Source organism: Hydrogenobacter hydrogenophilus (assembly GCF_900215655.1).
Classification (GTDB): Bacteria; Aquificota; Aquificia; order Aquificales; family Aquificaceae; genus Hydrogenobacter; species Hydrogenobacter hydrogenophilus.
Genome location: NZ_OBEN01000001.1, coordinates 99,720 through 115,294 on the forward strand (window position 1 = coordinate 99,720; position 15,575 = coordinate 115,294).

Here is a 15,575-nt window from a genome sequence, read left to right on the forward strand (position 1 = left end):
GTTATAATAATTTTTATGATCAGTGTTGAGATAGTCACACCACAAGGAATAGTCTTTTCAAGACAGGTAAACTCGGTAAACATCCCCACCCAAGAGGGAGAGATAGGTGTTTTAGAAAAGCACATGTACCTAATGACTCTTTTAAAACCCGGTCTTGTTTATTTTGACGGAAACCCAAAGGACGGTATAGCTGTCACTTACGGTTTTGTTGACATAACACCACAGAGGGTGATCATTTTAGCGGAAGAAGCTTACACTGTAGGACAGATAGACGCAGGTAGGGAAAAAGAGCTTTTCGATCAAGCCATTAAGAAATTAGCAACCGCACAGACCCTAGAGGAGATACAAGAGTGGGAAAGGACAAAGGAGCGAGCTAAAACGCTCCTTGAAATACTTGAAAGATTTGGAAGTTAAGGAATTTACCTTCTTCGGTGGAAAGGTAAGGTTCAGGCAACCAAAAACACACAGACTTTCTGTGGTGGAGGTACTCTTTATTTCTAACCTAAAGGGCATAAAAAGAAAAAGTAAGGTAGTTGATTTAGGGGCTGGGTTTGGTACGCTATCTATTCTTACATCTCTCAGGTATGGCTGTGAGGTTTGGGCTTTAGAGAGGGACACTCATATGCTGGAACTTCTGGACTACAATGTGCGTATAAACGGGCTTGAGGATAAAGTGCACATAGTGGAGGGAGATGTGCGGTTTGTAGAAAAGTTTATGGAAAAAAACTCTTTTGATGTTGCTCTTTTGAACCCACCTTTCTTTCCTAAGAGTTATGGTTTTGAGAGTAATAAATTCCATTTTGAAGTGGATACACAGCTTACAGATTTCATAAGAGCTGTTAAGTATTTGCTAAAAGATAACGGAAAATTGAACTTACTTTACACTACTTTCAGGTGTGTTGAAGCGATTTTAATTCTACTGAATAACAACATAAACCCATTTTATTTGCGTATTTTCTATCCAAAAATGGATAAAAACGGTAAATTTTTACATATATATGGTGTCAAGAATCGCAGAGGAAACACAGTTATTGAAAAACCTTTAATAATAAATAAAGACGATGGTGAATATACCAAAGAAGTTAAAAGTGTCCTTGAGAGCTTCTTGTGATATAATTAACATCTATGAGGTTGCCAGAAAAACTTGTAGAGAGGATAGCAGACAGAATTATAAGAGAGTTAGGAGAGGAGAGGGTTATAGAGGTAGAAGACCCCTATACATTTAAGAAAAAGATAATTGGGGTTTTTAAAACTGCGGAAGAGGAAGAGAGAATGCTTGATGAAAAAACCAGAGAGGTGCTAAAAGAAAAACTTGACCTGCTTGAGGAATCAAGCCTTGATTACAGGACTGCTTATAGAGCGGTAAGAGCCAAGCTTGCAGAGGAGATGAACATACATACAGGTAGAAGAGAAAGAATGAATCAGATAGCCAACATGATAAAGGATCTCATTATGTCAGAAGATAGCGTGGAAATATACGAAGAACCCCAATACATAAGAAACAGGATAAGACAGATACTCATGGAAGCAGTAAAAGAAGAGGAAGAAATAGACAGAGAAGTCAGGGAAAGGATAAAGTCATACTCCAAAAGGATAGTGGAAGGCACCCCCGAGTGGAATCATCTTTACAGAAGGATTTACGAGGACGCTCTGAAAAGAAGAGGATTGCTTTAATTTTCCGAAAACAACTTACCTGGGTTAAACAGATTCTTTGGGTCAAAAACCATCTTTATACCCTTCATCACCTCTATTCCCACATCACCCAATTGCCACCTTAGAAACTTCCTTTTGGTAAGTCCAACGCCGTGCTCTCCTGTTATAGAACCGTTATAACGCAAAGCCAGTTCAAACACCTCATCTACCGCCCTTTCTGCCCTTTCCTCCTCCTCTCTGTTTTTCTTATCATAAAGGAGATTCACATGAAGGTTTCCATCACCAATGTGTCCAAAGATCACCATAAGAAGGTCATACTTTTTGGCTATTTCTCTGAGCTTAGGAATAGCCTCAGAGAGATAAATCCTTGGGAATACTATGTCTTCGTTTATCTTGCCCGTTCTGAGATTAGCAAGAGCAGGTCCAAGGTTTTTGCGTGCCATCCACAGCTTTTCCGCCTGAGCCTCATCTTGCGCTATTTGAACTCTTAGTCCCATGCTCGTAAGAAGCTTTTCAACCGTATTTAGATCCTCTTTTACGCCTTCAACAGAACCGTCTATTTCTATAAGCAAAAGTGCAGATACATCTTTGGGAAGACCTACAGGTTTGTGAGCTTCTACCGCCCTTATAGCATCTGCATCCATAAACTCAAGAGCGGATGGAAAGACGCCAGAAGTCATTATCTTAGTGACCGCTTTTCCTACATCTTCAAGCCTTTCAAAGAGAACAAGTGCTGTTGCTCTTGCCTTGGGTTTGGGAATTAGTTTCAGAGTTGCAGAAGTTATAAGTCCCAAAGTGCCTTCTGAACCTACAAAAAATTTAGTTATGTCGTATCCTGCCACATCTTTTATGACTGGATTGCCCGTTTTTAACACCTTACCTTCTTTTATAACTGCGGTTAGCCCAAGCACATACTCCCTTGTGACACCGTATTTGAGACATCTTGGACCACCTGCATTCTCCGCTATATTTCCACCTATAGTGGAGTACTTAAAGGAAGAGGGGTCTGGTGGATAAAAAAGTCCAAGTTTTTCCACATACTGTTGTAGTTCGTAGGTTATAACACCCGGTTCTACCACAACTGTAGCGTTGTCCACATCTACACTGAATTTCTTCATCTTTTCAAAGGAGACAACAACACCTTTTTCTAAAGTAGGCACAGCACCACCCGTAAGTCCAGAACCCGCACCTCTTGGGAATATAGGCACCTCTTCTTGATAACATATTTCCACGAGCTTTTGTACGTCTTCTTGAGATTCGGGAAATATAACCGCTGACGGCACAGCCCTTTCCACAGGTATAGGTGTGGCATCATAAGAGTAGAGCTTTCTCTCTACGATGGAAGTGATAACTTTGTTTTTGCCTAAAACTTCCACGAGCTTATCAATGGGTTTTTTCTTCAGCAGTCCCAACATGATTTTGTAAATATAAATAAAGGAATAAAACCTTGCAATGATGTAAAACATTCCTCTATAATTTCATATCATGCTCCAGAAAGTCCTTTTTCTATTACTTGTGGTGCTTAGTCTTTCCTATGGCAGTGTAGTTGCCAAAATAAACTCAAAAGTGATAACTAAGGAAGAGCTCACTAACGCTTTTAATGCATACTGGCGTGAGATAATACATCTACCTATAGCCCAAGCCACAAAAAAGGACATGAGAGAATTTCTCATAGAGTATGTAAGAAGCCAGATAATACAGCAAGAAGCTAAAAAGATGGGTATAAGTGTTAAAGAAAGCGAGTTAAGAGAATATATACAGAAAAACATTGGAAGTGAAAAACTAAGCGAAGCGGTAAAAGAATTAGTAAAAACGGAAATAATTACCAACAAGATCATAGACAGGATAGCCAAAGACATAGAGGTAAATGACAAGCAGGTAATAGCCTATTACTATCTGAACCTGAGAGACTTCAAACTACCCGCTCAGGTTTTAGTAAAAAGATTTTTGGTAGATGATCTGGACACAGCTAACGAAGTGTATTACCGCCTGTCAGCAGGAAAAAGTGTGGAAAACTTAAAGTCCGTCAGAGAGGGAGAGCCCATGTGGTACTCTATACAGACCCTGCCCGAGATAGTAAAGGAGCAGTTATACCCGTACGAAATAGGCAAGGTTTCAAAGCCCATAGATACTGGTGCAGGGTATCTTATACTCAAGATAGTGGACAAAAGAGGAGGTGGCATCATGCCCCTTGAATCTGCAAAGCCCTTGGTAAGAGAAAGACTTTTAAAGGAAAAAAGACAGGAGGTTTTTAGAGAATGGTTTCAAAGAGTATCAAAGGACTATCGTGTGGAGTTCTTCTTCTGGCAGTTATAGTGCTCGGCGCCTTTGCACAGAAGCTTGTTGATAGAGTGGTAGCGTCAGTAAACGGTGAACCCATACTTGAAAGTGATGTAAAATTAGGTGAGCTTTTTTACGGCACCAAGGATAGAAAACAGGTAATAGATAAGCTCATTGACACATACCTTATTGCTCAGTTTTTAGAAAGCAAAGGAGGACAGGTGCCTCAAGAATACATAAATAAGGCGCTTTCTGACATAGCCAAGGCTAACAACACTGATATAGAAGGGCTTGCGAAAGAGCTTGCCAGAGAAGGTCTCACCGTTGAGGACCTAAGGAGGTTTCTTGAAAAGGAAATCTTAGCCACTCAGGGGCTAAACTTTTATCTTTCTAAGGAAATCAAAGTTTCCCAACTTGATGTGGAACTTGAAAAACTCAAAAAAGGTCAGGTAAAGCTAAAAAGGGATATAGACCTCGTGGTATTGGATAAAAAGGATGGCGATAAACTCCTCAAATTGATGGAGCAAAAAAAGACTCTTCCAGAAATAGCCAAGGCTCTATCCACTAATGTGGAGAGCGTCAGTGTAGAAAAGGGTGATCTCGTTGAGCCTCTTGATAAAGAAGTATGGAAGGCAAGTATAGGCAGTTTGGTAGTAGCGGAGGATGACCAGCACATCTACTTGGCACAGATAAAAGACCAAAAGGAAACCTACAGCGGTGTATCCGAAGAACAGCTAAGAGAGCAGATCTTTCTCAAAAAGCTTGAGGAAAGAAGAGAAGAGCTCATTAGCAGCCTGAAAAAAAAGAGTTTTGTAAAAATCCTTCCAGATGCGTATTCTATCGGTAGTTGACGGTATAGGGTGGGGTGGAACAAAAGAGCAAGTGTATCTCTTGGCGAGAGAGCTCTCAAAAAGAGCAATAGAAACTCACATGGCTCTGTCTTTTGAATACACCCAAATGGTAGAAAAGTTGAAGGAATACGGTATTAAGTTTCACTTTTTTGAGCGTCATCACAAGCTTGCAAGGTACAGTCCCGCAAACTACTACAGGCTTTGGAAAGTAATAAAGGAAAACGCATTTCATGTAGTGTTGGCTAACTCCCCTCATGCCTTTGACTATGTAAGATTAGTCTATCCCTTTTTAGATAAAAAGCCCAAGCTGGTGGTAGTCAAAAGGTCCGCAAGAGTACCCAACAGAATGTCCCTTAGGTTCAAGTATGCTTATGCCCATATGGTGGTGGCGGTCTCTCCTGCTGTTAAAGAAAACTTGGTTAAGGCGGGCTTTCCTGAGCAAAAGGTGTGCGTAATAGAAAGTGGTATAGATACACAGCGCTTTAGACCCGACTCACTCCTTGGCATACAGACAAGAGAGAAACTCCACATACCTTTGGATGCTAAGGTGTTTATCAATGTTGCCAACTGGAATCCTGAAGTAAAGGCACAGGATAAGCTCATAGAAACTTTTTCCAAGCTTTCTTGTAGAAACTGCTACCTCATACTTGTGGGTATAGATACAGACCAGTATGCTCCCAAGCTTGCGCAAAAGTATGGAATAAAGGACAAAGTTTTGGCTCTTGGTTTTAGAGAAGATGTGGAAGCACTTTTGAACGCTTCGGATTTTTTTGTGTTATCCTCTTACCTTGAGGGCATATCCAACGCACTTTTGCAAGCCATGGCTTGTGGTAAGGTGGTCATATCCACAAACGCAGGAGGAATAGGACAGGTGATAAAAGACGGAGAGAACGGTTTTTTAGTTGACGTAGGAGACTTTGATCACCTTCTTAAAAAAATGCAAAGGGCTATTGAACTTTCCGACGAGGAAATAAAAAAACTTTCTACACTCGCCGTAAAAACCGCAGAAAACTTTTCTATCAGCACAACAGCAAGCAAGTATCAAGACCTTTTTGAGAGGCTTTTGTCTTGATATTGGTTCTTGTGTATCATAAAGTGATAAAGTATCCCACCTTTGATTTGTGGTGGAAAACCTTTGATTTACAATGTTCTATACTCAAAAAGCATTTTAAGGTCATCACCTTAGACCAAGTGGTAGAAGCATTAAGCAGTGGAAAACTTCCCAAAGAACCAAGCGTCGCCATAACCTTTGATGATGGTTATGCAGATAACTATATATACGCTTATCCTATTTTGAAAAAGCACCGCCTGAAAGCCACACTTTTTGTTGCCTCCTCAAGGATCATTAAAGAGTCTGGTAAAAGAAAGAACTTAGAAGATTACTGGAAGGGTAAAGTCTCCTTTAGAGAGCTTTATTCACCCAAGAGCATGTGGCAAGCCAATTACCTATTCCTAAAAGAAGGGAAAGAAGCGGATTTTTTGACGCAGGAGGAACTTTTGAGCATGATGGATGTTTTTGAGATAGGTTGGCATTCTAAGTATCATACAAAGGACTTTTTTCAAGAAAAGCTCATAGACATCTTTGATGGCAAAAATTACCACTGGTCTGTTATTCACGCTTACGGTGAAGAGCCTGTAAAAGGCTTTCCTTTGTTTCCCATGAAGGGCTCTCTTTGCGTACTCAGAGGCAAAGTCAGAGAGGAGGTGAAGACTTTTGTAAAAAGCTTAGATGACAAATTTTTCCAAAGAAAAAACTGGAAAGAAGAGCTAAGAAAAGAACTTTTGAAGAATTTTGATAGTTTTTTAGAGTTTGAAACGCAGGAAGAGAGAACGGAAAGAATAAGAAAGGAAATAGAGGAATCCATCCAAGATCTAAAGAGTATCACAAAAGTAGATGTGGTTCATTCCGCTTATCCCTTTGGAGATTACGACCCTCTGCTAAAAGAAGAGTTATCCAAGAGATTTGTTTCTGCCTTCACTACAGAAAAAAGGTATATAACCCTGCAGGAAGATGTACATCTTCTTCCGAGAATTACCGTCCCAAAAGATATGTGGTCTTTTTTAGCTATCTTAGGAAAGTTTTTAGGAAGTTTTTTAGTTCGCTCAGGCTTGAGAAGATAAAATCAGGCTTAAATTCTGTCTTTGAAAGCTCTTCTTCTTTGTATTTACCCGTAGTCATAAAAACCGTCTTAATGCCAAGGCTTTTAGCTCCCATAAGGTCCGTGTATATGTCATCGCTTATGAGGTATGTTTCTCCTTCGGGCATGCCTTTTGTAGCATACCCTATAAACTCCGGTGAGGGCTTACCTAAGTTGGGAACTTCTTGTGAGTAATTGCATGCATGCACTAACATATTTGCCACAGAGCCAGCACCGGGAAAGTAAAGGCCATCGTCATCTTTCACTATCCTGCTTAAATTTACGGGTATTATCTTTGCGTTCTGAAGGAATACTGCAGATGTAGCGGTTTTTATCTTTTGAAAGTCTAAAGACTTGTCCTGCCCTATAACTACCGCATCTGCTTGATGATCATCAACTACCTGAAAGCCCTCTTCCTGTAGGTATGACTTTAAAGAAGGTGTGCCTATCACAAAAAGTCTGTGGAGTTTTTTGTTTCTTAGATACTCAGGTAGCACCACTAGAGGAGAAATGAACTTATCTTCTGAGAGGATCACTCCCTTTTGCCTTAGGTTTTCGAGCATCTCTTTGGGTGGTCTTGTGGAGTTGTTAGAAACCACCCTAAAGGGTAAAGAGTTTTTCTCAAGGAAATCAAGAAATTCCAGCGCATCAGGAAAAGGATTTAGTGCTTTGTCCTTAACCAAAACACCGTCCAGATCCACCAAAAGCCTTATCATAGCACACCCCTTTTACCATATTGGTTATTACACTGTTTATAGGAGTTTCTATGTTAGCCTGCTTTCCCAGCTCCACTATAGCACCATTTAGGGCATCTATCTCTGTCTTTCCCTTCTTTATATCCTCAAGCATGGAAGGATAATGGTTAGCAGTTGGTGGCACAAGTTTTTCGTAAAAGTGCCTTTTGTACTCTTCAGAGGATGTGTGGAAGGTCTCTATGCGGTGTGCCTTTAGCACCATAAATATCTCGTCTATTATACCGTTAATAATCTCTCTCGTGTATGGATTCTCTACAAGCTGTCCGTAAGTTAATTCAAACAAAGCACCCAAAGGGTTTAGTGCGCAGTTGTATATGATCTTCTCCCAGAGGTATTTGTAAACTTCTCTATCGTGCCTTGTGGGTATTCCTGCTTTACTGAAGATGTCTGCCAGCGTATTTAAAAATTCTTCTTTTATATTACCCGAAGGACTGCCTATGACTACAGGGTCAGCGCACACGGTTATCCTTACTCTATCCACGTTCGTTCGCTTGGCTCCAAAGATGATCCTTGAGAGGATGACCTTATCATCTCCAAAGAGCTCAACTGCCTTTTCGTAATTACCGTAGCCATTTTGAGCTATCAAAATGTAAGACCCTTTTTCCACAAAAGAAGATAATCCTTCCAAGGCGCTTTGTGTGTCATAACTTTTTACAGACAGCACTATCACATCTGGTGTGTATTCAACAAGGCTCAGGTCTTCTACTGTTATCACTTCTTGTTCAAACTCTCCCCATATACCTTCAACTTTTATTTTGCTTAGGCTTCTTCCGGGTTTTACAAGTCCTACCGCTTTGTATCCTGCCCTTGAAAGAAAGGACAGAAAGACACTTCCTACTGCACCCACACCTACAACCAAAAACTTCATTCTTTCTCCTCAAGCTTTATGTAAGGCATTATGTCCGCAAGGTCTATGTACTTATCACAGGCATTTACGAGTTCCACCGCTGAGCTCTCTTTGGTAGATACGCATATGACCTCTTTGCCAAAATCTCTAAGTACCCACACGAGTTTTTCAAAATCGCTGTCTCCTGAACACAGCACAGCAACATCGTAATTGTCTTTGGTAAGTAGCATATCAAGAGCCATATCTACATCAAGGCTTCCCTTGTAGGTCCCATCCTTTAGCTGTTTTATTGGTTTTTTAACCACCGTTATACCACTAAAGGCAAGGAGTTTTATAAAACTTTCCTGCTTTTCATCACCTTCCCTATAAGCCAAGTAAAAGAAGGTGTTGTAAATGGTGTAGTCCTTTTTAAAGTACTCCACAAGCTTTATCAGGTCTATCTTTTGGTGCAGTATGTTCTTTTGTATAAAGTAGAAGTTAGCGCCGTCTATAAATATGCCCGCCCTTCTGCCCATCTTCCCCTTAGGTAATCTCCTCTTCTTGCACAGAAACTACCACCTTGGCTGGCCTCAGCACACGCTCATGAAGCATGTAGCCCTTTCTTATTACCTTGATAACTGTGTTGGGTGGAACATCAGGGTTATACTCTTTTTCTACAGCTTCTGCAAGGTAAGGGTCAAACTCTTTACCCTCTACCTGTATTTCCCTTATGCCGTACTTTTCAAGTATCCTCTTTAACTCTCTGTATATGAGCTGAAAGCCTTGTAGTATAGGCGTATGGGACTCAGAAAAACTGTCAAAGGCTCTCTCAAAGTTATCAACAACTTCCAATATCTCGAGGGCAAACTTTTCGTATCCGTACTTTCTTTGCTCTTCCATGTCTCTGCGGTATCTCTCTTTAAAAAGCTCTAACTCCCTTTGAAGTTCTACATACCTCTGGTTTGCAACCTTAGCAATCTGCTCCAGTTTAGAAATCTTTTCCTCAAGCTCCTTGATCTTTTTCTCTTCTTCCTTTAAACCTTCTTTAACCTCTTCAATCTCATTTATCAATGGTTCTTGATTTTCCTTTTCCTCCATTTTTTACCTCCTGGAAGGTTTTAATATATATTTAAATCTATCATGAGAACAGTTTTCTCTGCAGAGTTAATAAGGAAGTACGACAAGCCCGGACCTAGATACACAAGCTATCCACCTGCTACAGAATTTCATGAAGGGGTAAAGGAAGAGGAATACAAGAAGAAGCTTTTAGAAAGCAACGAAAGAGGAAGGGATCTTTCTTTATACTTTCACATTCCTTTCTGCGAAAGTGCCTGCTGGTTCTGTGGTTGTAATGTGATCATATCTCACAGGAAGGATGTGAGTAGGAGGTATCTTGATTACCTTTTCAGGGAGATGGACACGTTAAAAACTTACATAGACCCTTCAAGGAGAGTGGTTCAGCTACACTGGGGAGGTGGAACACCCAACTTTTTGACTAATCAAGAGATAAGGGAGCTCTTTAGCAAGATACAAGACACTTTCAACATAGACCCATCTGCGGAGATAAGTGTAGAGATAGACCCAAGATACCTCTCAGAGGGTCAGTTGGAGACTTTCAGAGAGCTGGGTTTTAACAGGATAAGCATGGGACTTCAGGATCTTGACCCTCAGGTGCAAGAGGCAATAAATAGAGTTCAGCCAGAGAGTCTTATGAAAGATGTAATGAGGAAGCTAAGAGATTTGGGATTTGAAAGTATAAACATAGACCTCATTTACGGACTTCCTTATCAAACGCCTGAGAAGTTTAAAACCACTATAGAGAAAACTATAGCTTTGGACCCAGACCGCGTTGCAGTCTTTAACTTTGCATATGTGCCTTGGATAAAGCCCCTTCAGAGAAAGATAGACCCTTCCACGCTCCCACCACCGGAGGATAAGCTCTACATACTGGAGATGACCGTAGATATGTTTCAGTCAGCAGGTTATGTGTTTATAGGCATGGATCACTTTGCTAAGCCTAATGATGAGTTGGCAGTAGCCCAAAGGGAAGGCACTCTGTGGAGAAACTTTCAAGGATACACCACCAAAAAGGGAGTGGACCTTATAGGCGTAGGTGCTACTTCCATAGGTATGCTGTATGACGGGTACTTCCAAAATTACAAAACCATAAGGGATTACTACATGGCTATAGATGCGGGTAAGCTACCCATTATGAGGGGATACTTGCTAACTTACGAAGACATAATAAGAAGGGAGGTGATCATGGACCTTATGTGCAACTTCCAGTGCTCTTTTAAGAAGATAGAAGATATGTTTGGTATAAGTTTTGAGGAGCACTTTGAAAAGGAACTTGAAAAGCTTAAAGCTATGGAATCCGACGGTCTTCTTGAAGTAAAAGATAGGAAGATACAGATAAAGCCCGAAGGGAGGCTTCTCATAAGAAACATAGCCATGGTCTTTGATGAACATATCAGAAACAAAAAGGAGCTTAGGTTTTCCAGAACCATATGAGTAGTCTTCTTGAAGTCATCTCCTTAAGTAAAGTTTATAAGATAAGCAGAGGGCTACTTACACACGCATATCATCCTGCTGTAAGAAAAGTAAGCTTTAGTATAAAGGAAAAAGAGGTCTTTGCCTTGGTAGGTGAGAGTGGTTCCGGTAAGACTACCATAGGTAAAGTGATCCTAAGGCTCGAAAGACCAACAGAAGGTAGCGTAAAGCTAAGGGGTAAAGACATATGGAATATGGGCAAAGAATACACAAAAAAGGTCTCTGCAGTTTTCCAAGATCCCCTTTCCTCTCTCAATCCTTACATGAAGGTAAGGCAGATAATAGAAGAACCAATGGTGATCCACAAACTCAAGGACAGAAAAAGGAGAGTGGAAGAAGTGGCTCAAATGGTAAAGCTTCCTATGGAGCTTCTTAATAGAAAACCTCATGAGCTTTCTGGGGGCCAAAGACAGAGAGTTGCCATAGCCAGAGCGGTATCTCTGTTTCCTGAGCTTATCGTCGCAGATGAGCCAACTGCATCCCTTGATGCTACTGTCAGGAAGGAAATACTTGACCTTTTTGCAGAACTAAAGGAGAGAGGGATAAGTACTCTGCTCATAACCCACGATATAAGGGCTGTAGAGAGGATAGCAGATAGATTAGCAGTCATTTACTCAGGTATGCTCATGGAAATGGGCACAAAGGAGCAAGTTCTAAAGGACCCAAAGCATCCTTATACTAAGTATCTTTTGGAAAATGTTCCTGTAAAACATCCCAAGGAAAGGAAAGTGCGCCTACAAGAGGAAAGCGTGCAAGAAGTATTGGACAAAGGTTGCCCCTTTTACTGGCTTTGTAATCAGAGGGTAGAAGCTTGCAAGCAGAGTATAAAGGAGGAGGTTTTGGATGGAAGGTTCGTCGCTTGTAACCTTTACTGAACTCTCCATACTCTTGTTCCTGCTCTTTTTGTCAGGTTTTTTTGCCTCCTCTGAAGTGGTCTTTTTTGGTGCAAACAGATACCTTCTTAGAAGGTATTCATCCAAAAAACTCTACAAACTGCTAAATAAACTCCTTTCAAAACCTCGGGAACTGCTCCTTTCCATTCTTATAGGCAACGAGGTGGTCAATGTCCTTATATCCTCTTACGGGACAAAGCTTTTTGTTGATACTTTTGGAAAGAAAGGTGCCACTTTTTCTGCCCTTCTTATAAGTTTTCTCATATTCCTGTTTGGAGAGGTGATACCCAAAAACTTAGTTTTACCTTTCACTACAAGGCTTTCGCTCCTTTATGCTCCAGTTTTTTATGTATTTCACACGGCATTTCTGCCAATAAGAAAACTTTTCCTTGCACAGATTGAGAGGATACTGAGCTTTTTTGAGATTGAGGGAATAGAAGAGAAAAGGAAAACAGATCAGGTATTTTGGGAAATATTTGAGATGGGACACTCTGCGGGGCTTTTTAGCGCAGAAGAGAGGGAGGTAGTAGAGAGAGCCATGTCTTTGGACGATCTTTTGGTTAAAGAAATCATGACACCAAGACCAGACATATTTGCCCTTGATGAAGAGCTTACTGTTGCGGAGGTATTTGAGAAGATCATTGAGAAAAAGCACTCGCGCATTCCCGTTTTCAAAGAAAGTCTTGACAACATAACGGGTATAGTTTATGTAAAGGACATCATACCTTTTGAAGAGAATGCAGGTAAAAAACTCAAAGAATTCAAAAGACCTGCTCTTTTTGTTCCAGAAATCTCAAGCATAACTGCACTTTTAAAGGAAATGAGATCAAGTGGTATGCAGATAGCCATAGTGGTAGGAGAACACGGAGAGGTTTCTGGGCTTATTACCCTTCACGATGTGCTAAGAAGGCTTTTGGGGAGTCTGCCGGAGGTGTGGGAAGAAGACACGGTTAGAATATCAAAAGGCATTTACAAAGTTTACGGTTGGGCGGACATAGAGAAGGTGGCAAAAACTGTGGGTTTTAGTCTTCCAGAAGAGTACGAGTACGATACAGTTGGGGGCTTCGTTATGGCAAACCTCTCAAAAGTGCCGGAGGAAGGTGACGAGTTTGAATACGAAGGGTTTAAGTTTGTGGTGGACAAAATGGACGGAAACCGAATAGTTAGTCTTTATATAATGGCAACAGAAAGCGAAAAGGTGTAAATTATTACCTGATGATAAAGGGTGAGTTAAAGACCACAGTAAAACCAAGGCTGAATCTCTCGCTACTTTTAAGACACAATATAGAGCTTTTAACTAAGAGCTCTGAGGAGCTTCAGCAAGTGCTTGAAGAGGAGCAAAAGCACAATCCTTACATAACACATGTGTTTAAGCGTATACCAAGGTGGTTTTTCAAAGAAGAGATCCAGCAGAAAGAAGCGGTGGCAAAGGATAGCATTTTTGAGGAGGTCTCAAGGCAAATAAGCCTTGAGTTTGATGGTATAGACAAAGATATAGCCTTAGAGATACTCTACAGGTGCGATCCTGATGGTTTTTTCAAAGATGATCCGCAAGATATAGGAAAGCTTTATGGAGTGAGCGCAGAGTATGTGGAAGACATAAGAGAATTTATAATGACAGAGATAGAACCTGTAGGTATAGCTTCCAAAAACCTTGAGGAGTTCATAAGAGTGCAGTTGCAAGAGATGTATCCGCAGGACATTCAGCTCCAAAAAAGTGTAATGCAAGCCATAAAAACAGGACATGCAGGCCCTCAGATAAAGGAGATCATCTCCCGCCTTAGGCTAAAACCCTTAGGAAGTGAGCCAGTCCCTCAAAGGACAGGAACAGTAGACTTAGTTTTGGAACATGATGGAGAAAACTGGTACATCTTTATTCAGGAGGATTTTATAGATTTTCATATAGAAGAGGATGTACCAACCCAAAACGAGGTGCAAAAGGAAAAGCTCAGAAGAGCAAAAAACCTAAGGATCATTTTGGAGATGAGAAGGAGACTACTTAGAGAAATAGGTAAATCCATCATTCAAAGGCAGGAAGATTTCCTTTTGAGAGGAAAACCTCTGAAAGCTCTAACATTAAAGGAGGTGGCACAAAGCGCTGGAGTAAGCATGTCCACAGTTAGCAGGTTGGTAAATTCCAAATACGCAAGCACACCAGCGGGGATCTATCCACTTAGATTTTTCTTTGTAAAAGAGAGTAAAAGCGGTATGAGCAAAGAGGAAGTGATGAGAGCCATAAAGGAAGTATTGCAGGAAAATATGTCTATAAGCGACAGTAAGGTTGCTAATATGCTAAAAGAAAAGGGCATAAACATAGCAAGAAGAACAGTAGCCAAGTATAGAAAACTTCTTGGTTTGAGATGAAGCTAAGGCAGGTAAAAGAGCTTATCAAAAAAAGTGAACTTGATGCCTTTTTGGTGAGTTCTCCGTCCAATGTCTTTTATCTTACTGGTTTTAAGTCAACGCATGCTTATCTTGTAATCACTCCAGATAGTCATCATCTTCTCACTGACGGAAGGTATTACGAGAGGGCAAAAAGGGAAATAACCCATTGGGATGTGAGACTTATAGAGGGTAGTGCAGTAAAGTACATAAAAAGCTTTCTCAGAGACCTTGGGGTCCGAAGGGTGGGATACGAAAAGGATAAAGTGAGTTGTGAGTTTAAGCAGGCGCTAAAGACAAAAGGCATAAAGTGGGTAGGACTATCTGGGTTTCTTTCTTACCTTAGAGCCATAAAGAGCCCAGAAGAGATAAACACAATGAGAGAGGGTGTCAAAAAGAGCGACAGCATATACAGAAAGCTCTTGGAGTTTATAAAGCCTGGTATGACGGAGATGGATCTTAGGGCTCTTATAGTTCAGGAAATATTCAAGGTGGGTGCGAGCGGAGAGAGTTTTCCTACCATAGTTGCATCTGGTGAGCATTCTGCGATTCCTCACTGGGAAACGTCCTACAACAAAATAGAAGTAGGTAAAAACCTTCTCGTAGACATGGGACTTATATGGAAAGGATACTGCACTGACTTTACAAGAACCATCTTTATAGGTAAGGCAGACGAGGAGTTTAAAAAAGTATATCAGATCGTAAAGGATGCTCATCTTTTTGCTCTTGAAAAAGTAAAGGTGGGCAACACCTTAGGTGATGTGGACAGAACTGCGAGGAAGTACATAGAAAAGAAAGGTTATGGGAAACTCTTTAACCACTCTACAGGACACGGTGTGGGCATTGACATACACGAGTATCCAAGGGTTTACTATAAGGGAAAAGACAGCAAAAAAACCATAGAGGAGGGCATGGTTTTTACTATAGAGCCAGGCATATATGTACCGGGAAAGTTTGGTGTCAGGCTTGAAAACATAGTAGCGGTTGAGAAAGGTATAGGTCAACCCCTTTCAGAAATAAGCCTTGACTTGATAGAGCTATAAACTTATAATAATTTAAGACATTACGCGGGGTGGAGCAGCCTGGTAGCTCGTCGGGCTCATAACCCGAAGGTCGCGGGTTCAAATCCCGCCCCCGCAACTTGATAAAAGGCAGGAGAGGTGGCCGAGAGGCCGAAGGCGGCTCCCTGCTAAGGAGTTGTAGGGTTAAAAGCCCTACCGCGGGTTCGAATCCCGCCCTCTCCGTTG

17 protein-coding genes and 2 tRNA genes are annotated in these 15,575 nt (G+C 41.0%); 14 read left to right on the forward strand and 5 right to left on the reverse strand.

Features of this window, described 5'->3' with window-relative positions:
• Nucleotides 1-15: 15 nt before the first annotated feature.
• From atpC to CP948_RS00540, 3 genes are read left to right on the forward strand one after another with little or no spacing between them, the layout of a single operon-like run.
• The gene (gene atpC / locus CP948_RS00530) at nt 16-414 is read left to right on the forward strand and encodes an ATP synthase F1 subunit epsilon (RefSeq protein ID WP_096600000.1); all 399 of its coding nucleotides are present in this window, start codon (nt 16-18) and stop codon (nt 412-414) included.
• Complete coding sequence (locus CP948_RS00535; protein ID WP_245810028.1) at nt 404-1,111, forward strand: tRNA1(Val) (adenine(37)-N6)-methyltransferase; 708 nt, start codon at nt 404-406, stop codon at nt 1,109-1,111. Before atpC ends, CP948_RS00535 begins: the two co-directional genes overlap by 11 nt.
• A 14-nt stretch (nt 1,112-1,125) precedes the next feature.
• Nucleotides 1,126-1,674, forward strand: a complete 549-nt coding sequence (locus CP948_RS00540; protein ID WP_096600004.1) for a DUF507 family protein — start codon at nt 1,126-1,128, stop codon at nt 1,672-1,674.
• Here the strand turns inward: CP948_RS00540 and CP948_RS00545 are convergent.
• On the reverse strand, nt 1,671-3,068 hold the full coding sequence (locus tag CP948_RS00545) for an FAD-binding oxidoreductase (protein ID WP_096600801.1): 1,398 nt from the start codon (nt 3,066-3,068) through the stop codon (nt 1,671-1,673). The two genes, CP948_RS00540 and CP948_RS00545, sit on opposite strands and share 4 nt — an antisense overlap.
• 70 nt (nt 3,069-3,138) lie before the next feature.
• Here CP948_RS00545 and CP948_RS00550 point away from each other — a divergent pair, with 70 nt between their 5' ends.
• From CP948_RS00550 to CP948_RS00565, 4 genes are read left to right on the forward strand one after another with little or no spacing between them, the layout of a single operon-like run.
• On the forward strand, nt 3,139-3,969 hold the full coding sequence (locus CP948_RS00550) for a peptidyl-prolyl cis-trans isomerase (protein ID WP_096600006.1): 831 nt from the start codon (nt 3,139-3,141) through the stop codon (nt 3,967-3,969).
• Nucleotides 3,912-4,784, forward strand: coding sequence for a SurA N-terminal domain-containing protein (locus CP948_RS00555; RefSeq protein WP_096600008.1), 873 nt, complete (start codon nt 3,912-3,914; stop codon nt 4,782-4,784). The genes CP948_RS00550 and CP948_RS00555 overlap by 58 nt, the downstream gene beginning before the upstream one ends.
• On the forward strand, nt 4,762-5,856 hold the full coding sequence (locus CP948_RS00560; protein ID WP_096600010.1) for a glycosyltransferase family 4 protein: 1,095 nt from the start codon (nt 4,762-4,764) through the stop codon (nt 5,854-5,856). Before CP948_RS00555 ends, CP948_RS00560 begins: the two co-directional genes overlap by 23 nt.
• Nucleotides 5,853-6,905: a polysaccharide deacetylase family protein gene (locus CP948_RS00565; RefSeq protein ID WP_096600012.1), complete on the forward strand. Its 1,053-nt coding sequence runs from the start codon at nt 5,853-5,855 to the stop codon at nt 6,903-6,905. Before CP948_RS00560 ends, CP948_RS00565 begins: the two co-directional genes overlap by 4 nt.
• Here CP948_RS00565 and CP948_RS00570 read toward each other — a convergent pair.
• The 4 genes from CP948_RS00570 to CP948_RS00585 are packed head-to-tail and all read right to left on the reverse strand — an operon-like array spanning nt 6,850 to nt 9,601.
• Nucleotides 6,850-7,638, reverse strand: coding sequence for an HAD-IIA family hydrolase (locus CP948_RS00570; protein ID WP_096600014.1), 789 nt, complete (start codon nt 7,636-7,638; stop codon nt 6,850-6,852). The genes CP948_RS00565 and CP948_RS00570 overlap by 56 nt on opposite strands.
• Nucleotides 7,598-8,545 carry a ketopantoate reductase family protein gene (locus tag CP948_RS00575; protein ID WP_096600016.1) on the reverse strand — a complete coding sequence of 316 codons (948 nt, stop codon included), beginning with the start codon at nt 8,543-8,545 and terminating at the stop codon, nt 7,598-7,600. The genes CP948_RS00570 and CP948_RS00575 overlap by 41 nt, the downstream gene beginning before the upstream one ends.
• On the reverse strand, nt 8,542-9,039 hold the full coding sequence (locus CP948_RS00580) for a LabA-like NYN domain-containing protein (RefSeq protein WP_096600018.1): 498 nt from the start codon (nt 9,037-9,039) through the stop codon (nt 8,542-8,544). The genes CP948_RS00575 and CP948_RS00580 overlap by 4 nt, the downstream gene beginning before the upstream one ends.
• Nucleotides 9,040-9,046: 7 nt before the next feature.
• Nucleotides 9,047-9,601 carry a nucleotide exchange factor GrpE gene (locus tag CP948_RS00585; protein WP_096600020.1) on the reverse strand — a complete coding sequence of 185 codons (555 nt, stop codon included), beginning with the start codon at nt 9,599-9,601 and terminating at the stop codon, nt 9,047-9,049.
• A gap of 42 nt (nt 9,602-9,643) precedes the next feature.
• Here CP948_RS00585 and hemN point away from each other — a divergent pair, with 42 nt between their 5' ends.
• From hemN to CP948_RS00620, 7 genes are all read left to right on the forward strand, one after another.
• Nucleotides 9,644-11,014 carry an oxygen-independent coproporphyrinogen III oxidase gene (gene hemN / locus CP948_RS00590; protein ID WP_096600022.1) on the forward strand — a complete coding sequence of 457 codons (1,371 nt, stop codon included), beginning with the start codon at nt 9,644-9,646 and terminating at the stop codon, nt 11,012-11,014.
• Entirely contained in the window at nt 11,011-11,928 is a 918-nt protein-coding gene (locus CP948_RS00595; protein ID WP_096600024.1) for an ABC transporter ATP-binding protein, read from the forward strand. The genes hemN and CP948_RS00595 overlap by 4 nt, the downstream gene beginning before the upstream one ends.
• Entirely contained in the window at nt 11,897-13,150 is a 1,254-nt protein-coding gene (locus tag CP948_RS00600; protein WP_096600026.1) for a hemolysin family protein, read from the forward strand. The genes CP948_RS00595 and CP948_RS00600 overlap by 32 nt, the downstream gene beginning before the upstream one ends.
• An 11-nt stretch (nt 13,151-13,161) precedes the next feature.
• Complete coding sequence (locus tag CP948_RS00605; protein WP_096600028.1) at nt 13,162-14,310, forward strand: RNA polymerase factor sigma-54; 1,149 nt, start codon at nt 13,162-13,164, stop codon at nt 14,308-14,310.
• Nucleotides 14,307-15,371 (forward strand): M24 family metallopeptidase, encoded by a 1,065-nt coding sequence (locus tag CP948_RS00610; protein WP_096600030.1) that lies wholly within the window; start codon nt 14,307-14,309, stop codon nt 15,369-15,371. The genes CP948_RS00605 and CP948_RS00610 overlap by 4 nt, the downstream gene beginning before the upstream one ends.
• 23 nt (nt 15,372-15,394) lie before the next feature.
• A tRNA-Met gene (locus tag CP948_RS00615) sits at nt 15,395-15,468 on the forward strand.
• A gap of 14 nt (nt 15,469-15,482) precedes the next feature.
• A tRNA-Ser gene (locus tag CP948_RS00620) sits at nt 15,483-15,572 on the forward strand.
• Nucleotides 15,573-15,575 lie beyond the last annotated feature (3 nt).